A 12,349-nucleotide genomic window follows, 5' to 3' on the forward strand; every position below is an offset into this window, starting at 1 on the left:
ACTACATGAAACAGATTGGCTAAGAGAAACAGATTGGCTATGAAGTGTTCGGGCGAACCTCTCCACATCGTTTTGAATGGGGCCGCGAGGAGCAGCTACGCTATGGAGTCCCGAACCGCGTCAGGCTCACGGCGCGGTCAGTGACCTTTGCTTAGTTCCTTGACAATCTTTCGTCCCGTCACGCTCATCGGCAATTCGTCCAGCTCGGTGAGCGTTGCAAACTTCCACGGCGCGGGCGGTTTCCATTGGCGTGTCGCTCGGGTGGCAACGGTTGCTTTGAAAACGTTCAGCCGAATTCGGTACTTGGTCACCGCATGTTTCATCGACATCAGCGGATCACCAACTGAGATGGGGGTCGATAGCGTCTCATGCAGATGCGTCGCAGCGACTGATTCATTTTCAATTTCGCCGGTGGTCAATCGAGGGAAATCCCAAAGTCCCGCCCAACGCTCGCCCGCAGGAATCGGTCGAACCAGGAATTGCGATTGATCTCGGTTTGCGATCACAAAAGCAAACTCGGTGCGATCCTCGTATTGGATTTTTTTGACTTTACCGGGGATCGTTTCTTGAATGCCAAGCTTTCGTGCACAGCAGCCTGCTCGCACCGGGCACTGATCACAATTGGGGGACCGCGGAGTGCAAACCAAAGCGCCGAGCTCCATCGCTGCTTGATTAAAGATTCCTGGCCCACGCTGATTTGCCGCATCATTGTCGGTACGATTTTGTTTGGGCAACATCGCCGCGGCAATTTGCCAAAGTAGATCGAGCGTTGGTTTCTCGGAGAGGACGCCTTGCATGGCGACCCAGCGGCTGTAGACCCGCTGCGTATTTCCCTCGAGCACCGGATAAGCTTGGCCTTGGGAGATCGACAAAACCGCGCCTGCGGTATACCGACCAATTCCAGGCAGATTGATCACGTCGTCAAACGTCGTGGGAAAGATCGCGTCGTGTTGCTCACAAATCTGCTTTGCTGCCGCGTGCATCGATCGAGCGCGGCGGTAATAGCCAAGGCCTTCCCAATGAGAAAGCAGGGTCGATTCATCCGCAGAGGCCAGTGCGGCAACCGTGGGAAACTGTTTTAGAAAACGCTCGTAGTAGGGGATCACTGTCGCAACTTGAGTTTGTTGCAACATGATTTCGCTGATCCACACGTGATACGGTTGAGGGTCCGATCGCCAAGGCAGCACACGATGGTTCGCTGAAAACCAATCGAGTAATCGCTGCCGCGTCCGACTTCGCCATGCCGATTGTTGCCAGATCGGATCATGGGGCGGCGGTTCGGGTTTGGGACGTTGCGGTTTCGACTTGGCTTTGGCCTTTGTGTCTCGCTTTGGTTTGGACGTCACCGCTGGTTCAACTTTCCAAGTTTTAGCTTCACTGATTCGAGGGCATCACCGCGACGGAACTTGACTTCGACTTCGTCACCGGGGACCTTCTGGTTGATGGCATTTTGCAAGTCCTCGAATTTTCCAATTTCTGTTTTATCGATCTGAACAATCTCATCACCGCGTTGCAGTCCCGACGTCTCGGCTGCCGAACCGGGGATGACCTCGTTGATGCGACAAACATCAAATCCATTGATACAGCTGACGCCAAGAAAGCCTCCCTGACGATGATCGATCGTCAAACCGGGAAGCTGCTGCCGCATCTCTTCGACCTTTTCTTTGCTGATTCCGGTGCCCATCAGATTCAGCGAAATTCGCATCGGGATTTTTGTAATTTCGTCACCCAATTCCGGTGTCAGCGGAACATAGCGAAATTCCATCGAGCTGACGTGTTTCATCTTTTGCAGCGGACGCAGCGTTTGTGCATCGACTTGGCCTTCGACCACCGCGATCGTGTTCAGGTCGGGCATCGTGACAAGTTGTTCCAAAACATCACGTCGCACGGCGGGCCCTTTGACGCGAGCAAACTCGATCGCTCGCACCCAGCGCAGCCATTTGAGCGAATCAATTTCACCGGACCAATTTTCATCGATCTGGACCACCATCTGCGGCGTGCTGATGGCGCGGACGAGGAATTGATCGACGCCGATGATGACTCCGGCGCGGCCGAGTGCTTCTTGCGCCTGGGTGGCGCGGACCTCGTGGATTTCTTCGACTGCTGCTTTGGCCAACGCCGCTTGGCTCCCGGCGGCGTGAACACTTAGCGTTCGCAATTCGCCTAACGCCCCGTCCTCTTCGTTCGGAGGCTGTTTCAGTGCGATTGTACTGAGCGCGTGCACCGCTCGATCGACCGTTTCCAGATCGCCGACCTTCATCGCATCCACCAGTAAGGTGACCGAGTCGGGGCCAGCATCGATCAGTTTTTGGGTGGCAAGTTTGCGTCGATGGAATTGGTCGCTACTGAGCTGTTGGACCCAGTAGGAGAGCGGCTTCGATTCGGGTGACGCCGTGGCCGTGTTGTCGGGGGGGAGGTGGCTTCTTCCGCAGTCGGATCGGTTTCGGTTTCAGTTTGGCCAGGCGAGGAAACGGTCCACGACCAAGACAAAACGAGCAAAATCAGCAATCTCAGTGCAATTTGGTTCATTTCGATGACACTTCCAACGTGGACCCGAATGGTGACCCTTGTATGGTACTGGGTTAGGTGGCCGCGCGTCAGCCCTGACATTGCGCCGAGACGTTTGACGTTAACCTAGGGCCCCAATGCCATCTACTTTGGCAACCACTGGAGATGCTCAAGTAGTGGGATTCGCCAGAATTCCCATCTTTGCTGTTGAAACACCAGGAACTCTGGCGAGTCCCACTACGAAAGTAGATGGCATTGGGCGCGGCGCCCGCCCGGTCTAAACCGAACGTTGTACTCGCCTCAACCGGACGGCTCACGCCGTGCCGCTACCAAAGTAGATGGCATGGACGCTACTGCAGTACCCACCCACTTTGTATTTCATGGCACCGCCTGCGGTCCATATTGTTTGACAAAATCGCAGGCGGCTTGCCACGATGCATCGTCACTGCATTGGCGTCTTGCAACCAAATGGTACATATCGCAACCTTTGATTTTTAGCTGAATCATGCGATCGGTGATTTCGGCGGTCTCGAACAGCGACCAATTCGCCTTGGATTGACCGGTCGTCGCCATGCTGAATTGACCTGTCGCATCGAACCACCCCGACGACATCAACAGCGGATCGGTGTTGCTGAAGGTCGCTTGGCGGGCCTTGATTACTGAACGAGCGGGCTTGCTGAGCACAAACAACAAAATCACACCGACGAGGATTCCGAACCAGGTGAATCCGACAAAATAGAACCATCCTACGATTAAACTGATCGCGACCGAACCAAACAGCAACGCGAATCGAACCAAGCCCCAGCGCCATCGTCGCCCCAGCACGGTGTCTCGAATATCGTCCGCATAGATCCCGCCTGCGAAAAACGCCGCGTTCTCATCCGGGCTACACGCGGGAACGTCATCCGCCAAGACTTGACGCCGCGGGTCGATGTATTGGATCGGACAAGGCGGACGCAGTTGACACAAACGCTTGGCCAGCATCATGGCGAGGTTGCGATCGGCGAATGCACGTAGCGGCAGTACGTCAAATTGCATCTGGGTCGCGTCGAAACAAAGCGTCAACACATTCCGGCTCTGGCCAACGCTGACGAGATGTTCCATTTTCAGCCATCGTGTCTGGTCGGGATGCACGATCATCATCAGGTCGCGATCGATGTAACCGTGAATGGCACCACAACGATGCGCGTTCAATTTCACTGCTCGGTTCAACGCCCGATAGCGGACCCACAATAGTGCTGCGGTGATGACGATTGGGATCGACAACAGCAACGCGACGGTTGAATTCGGAGACGCAACTAGGCTGAGGAATCCAATGTAAAAGCAGAAAAAGATGACAATCGAAGCCAACGTCCGCATGCTGACCAAGTCGGTGCGAATATTGGTCCGTGCGATGCCCTCGCGAATGTCCCCACGAGTCAATTCGGTCTGAAAATCGAGCCGCTCGAATGTCCGTAACTCATCATCGAATGCCAACGGATTTTCGACCGCTGGATCGCTGCGTGGTGGTTCGTATGGATTGATGGCTGAGTTAGAAATGATCAAACCGTTTCAAATCGATGGGACGAAACAAGGAGATCACATCGGGTGAATCCCTGAGTCAATTTTAGCATGTTGTTGGTATTGGAACTGCACGATGTTCGGCTGCAGATTGATAACAGGCATCGACCAATGCCATGGTCCTCAAGTTGTCGTCACCGTTCATTGTCGGCTCACTTCCCGACTCTAACGCAACGAGCAACTCTGCCATGGGACCGGCGAATGCATCGGGAAACCAGACCTGGTCCCATCGTGGATGGTGCCATCGCGGCGATTCCGTGGTGGTCAAGTCGATCGTGCTGGGCTGGCGATCGGGGTAGCGTGGCCATCCAATCGTACCCTTTGCCATTCCCTCGGTGCCCTCGACTCGCCAGCGAATCCCGATGTCTTCGGCGGCCCCTTCGCGAACCGGTCCAGCCCAGACATCGTCGCAAATCATGCACCGCAGTCCGCTCGCGTACTCCAAAATGTACAGTCCGATTCCATCCACATGCTTGAATTTGGTCCTCGGATCGGTTCGAAAACTGGCGAACACACGCTCGGGTTCGCCAAACCAATATCGCATCGTGTCGAGATGATGGATCGACATGATCCGGCAAGTGAGCCAGCCCTGACGCGATTGCCAGGGCATCCAGTGCGGAACCGCTCGCATCTCGATCGTCGCGAGCACGGGGTGACCGAGCATGCCACGATCGATCGCAGATTTGCAGGCCCGAACCGATTGATCGTACCGCATGTTTTGGTTCACACAAAGCGTGATCCCGGCGTCGGCACAATACTTCACAATTTGCTTTGAATCTGCACTGTTTCCCGCCAGCGGTTTTTGCGTGAGGATGCCTTGGACATGCGGGTAACGTACGACGTCGCGTACAATATCGAGCTGGACATCCGGTGGAACGGCGATATCCACCACTTCGATTCGCGGATCCTCGAGCATGCGGTGATAGGAATCGTAGGCCGATTCGATTTGGTGTTGATCGGCGACTTGTTTGGCGCGTTCGATTCGCCGCGAGCTGATCGCAATCGGGTTGAAACCGGATTGGCGATAGGCGACCAAGTGGCAGTCGGACATGATGAAACCGCTGCCGATACAGCCGATGGGAACATCACGCCGTGTCGGCATCGTCGGTAGGTAATCGAGATCGTCCACGGTGTCCCTAGGAAATGGCTCTTAATGTCGTTGATCGCTCCCGCGATCATTACGTTGCAGGGGGTTTATCGCATTCGCGATTGTTGCGTTTTGATCGCGGAGCGATCAACGACATACATTCTGATCGCGGAGCGATCAACGACGTTGGAACGGCGACTATCACGCTCATGCGTCCTCTTCTAATTGACGGGCGGACGCTTCTCGTTTCGGATCCAACCATGCCATCTCGGTTTGATCTCCGCTGAATCGCTGTGCCCCGATCTGCTTGATCGCCGAGTCGGGTAATCGGTCCAGCGGAGTGTAACGCGGGTGATGCGACTCTTTGTACGGATCGTTGCTTTTGGCATTATAGCAACAGATCATCGACCAACGCGGATGCTCACTCGCATTCTGGTCGCTTCGGTGCAATAGGTTGGCGTGAAAGAAGAGCACATCGCCGGGATCCATTTCGACATGGATATGTTCAAACCGTTTGGCAATTTCGCTGACGCGTTCCAAGTCCGCACCGGCTTGTTCGCCTGTCAACTTGTGATGAATTCGGCCGCATTGATGCGAACCGCGTATGACTTGCAAACAACCGTTTTGACGCGTTGACGGATCGACGGCGATAAAACAGCTGACCAGATTGGGCGTTAACACCCCGTTGCCGTACCAATAGCCATAATCTTGATGCCATGCCCACGCCCCCCCGACGCGAGCATCTTTCATGATCATTTTTGAATGATAGTGATACGGTTCGTCTCGCAGGATTTGCTCGGCGGCGGCAACCAAACGCTCACATCTCGCAAAGGCACCATAGATTCCTTGACCGGGATGGTTCCAAAGCGATAACCGCACCGTACCTCCTTCGCCATCCCCGCGTCCAAACGAATGATCGTCGAGTTGTTTGTCTTCTTTTGCGGATCGACGAAGCAATTCGATCTCCTCACGATCGAACAACTCTTGGGCGAGGTGAAAACCATCGCGGTCGTAGTGCGCAAGTTGCTCATCACTGAGTCCAGGCGTCATGAGGATTCCAAATGGGGTTGTGGGAGAGGATTGAGGCGAGTGATCCAAGCGTGGCAGAGGGCGGGCGTCAATGTGGAGGACGCATCCACTATGTTATCGAAATTACGTTCGCCGAGGGGGGGAAATCATAGGACTCTGTGATCGATCGTGGAAACCGATTATGGTGTGCGGTGAATTCAAACGATGACCTAAAAACGGAGCAAAACGAAGATGGCGGATTGGATTGAACCGGGAACCAAGGCCCCCGCGTTTACCCTCAAAGACGACGCGGGTAACAAAGTGAAATTGGCCGATTTAAAGGGCAAGCCCGTGGTGCTTTACTTCTACCCCCGTGACGACACGCCGGGTTGTACGAAAGAGGCGTGCAATTTTCGTGATCAATACAGCGAGCTAAAAAAATTGGGAGTCGCGTTGTTAGGTGTCAGCCCGGATGACGCGGAGAGCCATACGAAATTTCGCGAAAAATATTCGTTGCCGTTTCCGTTGCTGGTCGACGCGAACCATGCAGTGTCCGAAAAGTACGGTGCATGGCGTGAAAAGAACATGTACGGCAAAAAGTCGATGGGGATCCAGCGGTCGACCTACCTGATTGACGCCGATGGCAAGGTGGCGAAGGTCTGGAAACGCGTCACGGTCGATGGCCATGACGCCAAAGTGATCGAAGCGGTCAAATCACTGTAAATTGCCCGGATCCCTGGACATCCCCTCGAGTCATGAAGACTGAGCGGGGGCCGTCACGAAACGGCTCGATGTTGACTCGAGGGTTAGCGGACGAATGGTTTCTCGTCATCGCCGCCGTCCTAAATAGGGAAACCCGATCCTGTTGCCTAGGATTCGGCGAGCCCTAATTCGCTTAGACGTTTCTGGTATCGCGTCTGGTCTTGAGGGCTGAAGCAACAGAAGGTCACAAATTGCGGCATGTCGTTGGATCGCAACCACTCGGTCACGGTTTCGATCGCAATCTCACACGCGGCGTCGGCTGGAAATCCATAGACACCGGTGGAGATACAGGGAAAGGCAATCGAGGCGACGTCGTGTTGTGCAGCGAGTGACAACGAGGAGTGATATGTTTTGGCAAGCGTTTTTTTGTCTTCGGTCATATCGCGAAAGATAGGACCAACCGCGTGAATCACAAACCGCGCGGAAAGACGATGCCCTTCGGTGATACGAGCTTCGCCAGCCGGGCAAGGGGCTAAGGCCATTGAATCGCGAACCAGTTCAGGACCGGCAGCACGATGCACCGCGCCATCCACACCGCCCCCACCGCACAGCGAAGCATTTGCCGCCGTCACAACGGCATCGCAGTCTAGTGTCGTAATGTCACCCAGAACGAGGCGAATTCGATTAGCGATCGGGTTTGCCATATGATCGATCTCCATCGGTTTTGCCGCTGTCGCCCAACGCTGTGCGGATGCAGGTTGCTGTTTTCCGGGGACGCGCGTCCTAGGCTATATGTTACCGCCAATGCCGCCGCTGAGGCAAAAGCACGTGGGTGGTTTCACTACCGCAACGCTGACTAGGTCGGTTCAGGCTTATTTTTGCGAAAGACGGCGACCACGTCTTCGACTGGAATCACAAACAATTGATTGTCGTGTTCGAGGTCGACGGGGATCATGTTCTTGGGGTGGAACAGAATCTTGTCGTATTGGCGGAGCGGCAATTCTTCGTCGTTTTCGACCACGGCGCTGATCGTCACGATGCGGCCTGTGATCGTGGGGATTTCGGCTGCATCGGGCAATGCAATCCCGCCGCGGGTTTCTCGTTTGGGTTCGTCCTTGCGAACTAAAACTCGGTCTCCGATTGGTTCTACGTACTCGAAAGTTGTACTCGCGGCCTTCTTCGCCATTACGACCCTAAACTAAGACTTGGGAGATGAAATATGCAATCAAAGGGCTATTTTCACCTCTCAAGCCCGATTCGTCGAGATGGCACCCAAAGCGTAGTCCTGGCTTGCGATTGCGGTACGCTGGACCGCACTAATCTTTGCCTTCGTGCTCGATTTGCGGCCAATACTCGTCTTCGAACGCATCGTCGATGTGGAAATCAGGACTGTTGTCGAGATCATGGCACTCCATGCACTTTTCTTTGGCCTTGGAGAGTGGCAATTTCATCGCGTCTCGCAATAGGTCACGCTGTTGTGCGGTAACCGACGCGCCTTCGGCTTCGGCCGCGGCATGCTCGGCGCCTGGACCATGGCAATTTTCACAACCATTGCCGGTTAGGTGCGAGGATTCTTGCAACGACAGGTATCCCGACACATAGGGATAGTAGTTTTGAGGGTTCCAGCCCGTCACATGACAGCTCAGACATTCGGGGTCGAAGTGACGTGCCACATCGCTGCGTTCGCCCGGATGGACAAGCGACTCGGTCGCTTCGGCATGCGGCGTGTATTCCCAAATTTCGTAAGCGGTTGTGTGGCATTCACCACATTTCTTGCTGCCGACAAATTTGCGACGAGTCGAATGCGGAATTGGTTTCAGACCGAGTCCTTCGAGACCGAGATCGCGAAGTTGGTTTTGGTATTCCGCCATCAATTCCCGCATCTCTTTGGCGTCTTCGAACTCGTCCGTCAGCGGAACTCGGCAATACTTCATCGGCGCGTCGCGGTACAAGCCGACCAGCCCGACATACATGCCTTTGTTGCCGGTCACCAACATTCGCGTCTTTGTGCCTTCGATCGTTTGGGCTTGGTAGGTGGGTTCACCGTAGCCGCCTGAGACAACGACGATATCAAATCCTTGAACGTCACGTACCAATTGTTCCGCAGCCGCCTCTTCGCCGAAAAACGTCAGCACACGGAAGTCGGGCGACTGCTCGTTGATCGCAGCTAACGCGGATTTCAGTGCCGGTACGGGTGGGTTCACGCTGATGTCGGCGGAAAGTTCGCTTTCGAGCGATGCGGGGTCCAAGATTGTGGTCACACCAACCTTCATGCCGCCTCGTTCGAACACTTTGTGTTGTGCGGTGAACGAAGGCTCGTCCAGCAACACCACGTTCGCCGACACGTACAAGATATCGTCGACTGCATCGCTGGGCGGGTTGGCCACCGAAAGCAACTCGCCGACACCGAGTCGGACGTCTTCGGGACCGAAGCCGACCGATTGGTAGTTCATCGAACGCAGCGCTTCGGCAGTCCGCTGCAGCTTGATTTCGGCTTGAATTCCAAAGCGTCGCACTTGGTTACCCGCATCGACGGGGGCCAAGGTCCAACCGCTTTCTTTCAACTGTTCCAAGAACGAGTAGCGTCGCGCAACGCCACCCTTCTGGTTTGCCAATCCGGTACAGCCACACGGTTCGATGTAACCGTGCTGGTTGCCCGAGAGCACCAAGGTCAAATCAGGCGTGGGCCATTTGCGGTAGTCTTCGGGGCCGAGCGAATTTTCGGGCGTTTCGGCACCATGATCGGGTTTTGCCGGCGACGCTGGAGTCGTGTTCGGAGTATTGCCAGAGGGGCTGCTCTTATCCGGATTGTTTTTACCCGGATTTTTGGCGTCTGGTACCCCGGCAGGCGTCGGGATGATTTCGATTTTGACCGGTGGTGTGTCGGCGGGGGCCTGAGCATCGATCGAGCTCGCCATGATCGCCATCACTGCGGCGATCCCCAATCCTCCGGCAAGCAGACGAGGGCCTATCCCCAGCAACCGTGATTGCGGGTTGGGACATGCAGCGTCGGAATCGCCTTGGCGGCACATCGCCCCGGGATCATCGGTCGAAAAACCGGATGGATCGCGTAAAGCAGGTTTGAAAACTTGATTCTTCATACGACCCAAATATCTAAAGCAACGGGGTAACTATTTTGGTTCCATTGAAAATTTGACGCCCACCACCAACTTGCCGACTGTATTGCCATTATCCGAGACAATGCGAATTTTGCCGTAGTCGTCCTGGTTTCGGCCGAGTCGCTGAATCGCCTTGGGACCTGGAATCAATTTGATCTCCAGCGGATACAGCGTCATTGATGAACGTACGAGTTTTTCGCCAAACGTCGCCTCGACGATCCCCTCCGGTTCAACACTTTCAATACTGAGCTTTGTATTGTCGCGATCTTGGCCCTTTAGCACAACAAAGGTTTTCGCTGTAAAGGGGCCTTCGGGCGGAACTTCACCGAAATCATAGATATAGTTGCCCCCTTCGGAACCGCTCAGCTTTGGATTCGGAATCATGCTGAGCGATCCAACGATCTTGCCCGTGATGGGTGCAATCAAATATTTTCGCTCTTCCTCGTCACTTGCATCCGAGTCGGAACCTTCTCGAAGGAAACCAAACATTGCGTTTTGCGAAACGGCCCCCTGCTTCATGCCGGGCTTGATCGTGATCGAGATATCAAAACCCTGCAGTGCCGATGAGCTTGCCCCATCCGCTTCGGATGGTTCAAACGGTTCAATCTCGATCTCGGACAACTCGTTCAGCGAATCGCTGCTGAATTTGAATGTCGGGTCTGTGATCGGTGGATCCAGATAACTGTAGACTTTCGCGTTGAGCGTCACCGTATCGTCGGCAGACACATCGCCAAAGGTCAGCGCGTCGGGAATGATCTCCAGATCGCCCACGACCCGACCTTTGATTTTCAAATCGATGGCGTAGTGCTTAGGATCGTTGGTCAGCAGTTGAGCCGATTGTCCGAACGTTTTGGCGTCGGTTTTCACGTCCCACTCCAAACGCACTTCGGTTTGTTCGCCAGGCTTGAGCACGTCGTTATCAAGGGTGCCCAGAGTGCACTTGCATGTTGTCGCCCCCAAGCGGAGTTTCAGGTCACCCTCGCCCGTGTTTTTGATCACAAACGTGTGCTCGCCCTTGGTTCCCGGCGCCATGGTGCCGAAGTCATACGTGCTGCCGCCGGGCAAATCGACTTCGGGATTTTTGGTTTGAGCGACTTGGGTGTAATAGTCGTCGATGTTTTCGCCGGTGATATCACCGCCGTAAATCATTTCACCCATTTGAGCGGATCGATGACCGTAGGCCGCGTAGTTGATCCCCCAACCGGCTGCGGAACCAGCAACCGCCACGATGACGATCAGTACCAAAAATCTGTTCATGATTCAACCGTTGTCAGAATAAGAGGAGGCAAAGGAGCGTTCGAGGATTGAAAATGAATGGGTTACGGTACGTCGGTTTGCCCTAATTGGTTCACCAATAACTCACTAGCAGGACGTCTTTTAGGTCGGCCGGCTGCGGCCACGCCGATTTCACGGGCTTCCAGGATCAATTGGTTTTCTAACATCCGGTCCATGTTGAAACCAAGCCCCGAGAGCCACTCGGCTCGCTGGGCCACCGCTGCTGCCTCGGCCGAGTCCCCAGAGGCCCGCAAAACTTCGGCCAATTGGGCTGCGATCCACTGATTCGAGGGACTCCACCGAGCCGCTTGGCGAAACGTTTCCAGAGCGTCCTGCAGATCTTCGTCTCGACCGAATCGCTGAAAAACGTGCAATTGTTCGATTCCCAATTCGCGATAGACGCTCGGATTCTCGCCGGCGCGTTGTTTGGTTTGATGGATTAGCGACTGCCAAGTGCTTCGGCGTGAGATCGCGGCAGCATCATCGTCGGCGGCAGCGGCGACAATTTGCCGGCGATACGCGTCCGCACGCCAACGCGCCGCTTCGGCGGACCAAGGATCCGACGCCATCGCCGCGGTCAACAAGCGATCCATTTCCTCAAAATCGCCGCTCACCCGTGGATGTGCCAGCTGCTTCAACAATCGCTGTTGTTGCGAAACCGGTAAGATCGACATCCAAACCAATCCGCCGAGAAGAAGGACGCTGGCGGCAGAACCGAGTTTACTCCATTTGCGTTCTTTCCAAGTCCTTGGCATTGAATCGGATTCGTGGACGACTTCGTTGGCGATGGCGTTTTCTGAGTCCGCCGTTTTACCTTTAACAGTGGCGGGCTTGGCCACGGTTCGACAGATCATCGCGGCGATCAACCACACGCACATTGCCACACCGGGGACCGTCCATCCGCCAGCGATCGACAAGTGAACCAGGATCGCGAGCATCGCTGCGGCAGCAAGCGAGTGGAGATGGCGATCACTGAATCGGCGAAGGTGTTTCCATGTCAATACGATCGTAGCGATGCTGAGTGGCACCCCGAACAGATCGGCTTCGATATCGGGAATGCTTAACACGATAAAGCCAACAACCCATACCA

General features: G+C 54.9%; 11 protein-coding genes. 1 reads left to right on the top strand and 10 read right to left on the bottom strand.

Going from position 1 to position 12,349, the window contains the following annotated elements:
* Positions 1 to 137 precede the first annotated feature (137 nt).
* The 5 genes from mutY to RMSM_RS23700 all read right to left on the bottom strand — a co-directional run bounded on the left by mutY (position 138) and on the right by RMSM_RS23700 (position 6,205).
* On the bottom strand, positions 138 to 1,346 hold the full coding sequence (gene mutY, locus RMSM_RS23680; protein ID WP_008702466.1) for an A/G-specific adenine glycosylase: 1,209 nt from the start codon (positions 1,344 to 1,346) through the stop codon (positions 138 to 140).
* Positions 1,343 to 2,260, bottom strand: a complete 918-nt coding sequence (locus tag RMSM_RS23685; protein ID WP_144057906.1) for a PDZ domain-containing protein — start codon at positions 2,258 to 2,260, stop codon at positions 1,343 to 1,345. The genes mutY and RMSM_RS23685 overlap by 4 nt, the downstream gene beginning before the upstream one ends.
* 626 nt (positions 2,261 to 2,886) lie before the next feature.
* Positions 2,887 to 4,053 carry a membrane protein gene (locus RMSM_RS41245; protein WP_008702470.1) on the bottom strand — a complete coding sequence of 389 codons (1,167 nt, stop codon included), beginning with the start codon at positions 4,051 to 4,053 and terminating at the stop codon, positions 2,887 to 2,889.
* A gap of 61 nt (positions 4,054 to 4,114) precedes the next feature.
* Positions 4,115 to 5,170 carry a Gfo/Idh/MocA family protein gene (locus tag RMSM_RS23695; RefSeq protein WP_052031776.1) on the bottom strand — a complete coding sequence of 352 codons (1,056 nt, stop codon included), beginning with the start codon at positions 5,168 to 5,170 and terminating at the stop codon, positions 4,115 to 4,117.
* Between the two features lie 192 nt (positions 5,171 to 5,362).
* Complete coding sequence (locus tag RMSM_RS23700; protein ID WP_008702475.1) at positions 5,363 to 6,205, bottom strand: phytanoyl-CoA dioxygenase family protein; 843 nt, start codon at positions 6,203 to 6,205, stop codon at positions 5,363 to 5,365.
* A gap of 210 nt (positions 6,206 to 6,415) precedes the next feature.
* Here RMSM_RS23700 and bcp point away from each other — a divergent pair, with 210 nt between their 5' ends.
* Positions 6,416 to 6,886, top strand: a complete 471-nt coding sequence (bcp, locus tag RMSM_RS23705) for a thioredoxin-dependent thiol peroxidase (protein ID WP_008702477.1) — start codon at positions 6,416 to 6,418, stop codon at positions 6,884 to 6,886.
* Positions 6,887 to 7,032: 146 nt separating this feature from the next.
* Here bcp and RMSM_RS23710 read toward each other — a convergent pair whose 3' ends face one another.
* The 5 genes from RMSM_RS23710 to RMSM_RS23730 all read right to left on the bottom strand — a co-directional run.
* Positions 7,033 to 7,569, bottom strand: coding sequence for an O-acetyl-ADP-ribose deacetylase (locus RMSM_RS23710; protein ID WP_040769183.1), 537 nt, complete (start codon positions 7,567 to 7,569; stop codon positions 7,033 to 7,035).
* Between the two features lie 152 nt (positions 7,570 to 7,721).
* Positions 7,722 to 8,051: a co-chaperone GroES gene (locus RMSM_RS23715; RefSeq protein ID WP_008702481.1), complete on the bottom strand. Its 330-nt coding sequence runs from the start codon at positions 8,049 to 8,051 to the stop codon at positions 7,722 to 7,724.
* 130 nt (positions 8,052 to 8,181) lie between these two features.
* Entirely contained in the window at positions 8,182 to 9,966 is a 1,785-nt protein-coding gene (locus RMSM_RS23720; protein ID WP_008702482.1) for a multiheme c-type cytochrome, read from the bottom strand.
* A gap of 30 nt (positions 9,967 to 9,996) precedes the next feature.
* On the bottom strand, positions 9,997 to 11,241 hold the full coding sequence (locus RMSM_RS23725; protein WP_008702483.1) for a DUF1573 domain-containing protein: 1,245 nt from the start codon (positions 11,239 to 11,241) through the stop codon (positions 9,997 to 9,999).
* A gap of 62 nt (positions 11,242 to 11,303) precedes the next feature.
* Positions 11,304 to 12,349, bottom strand: a 1,046-nt coding sequence (locus tag RMSM_RS23730; protein ID WP_236622281.1) for a tetratricopeptide repeat protein, incomplete at its 5' end; no start/stop codon positions are given.

Source organism: Rhodopirellula maiorica SM1, from assembly GCF_000346295.1.
Classification (GTDB): Bacteria; Planctomycetota; Planctomycetia; order Pirellulales; family Pirellulaceae; genus Novipirellula; species Novipirellula maiorica.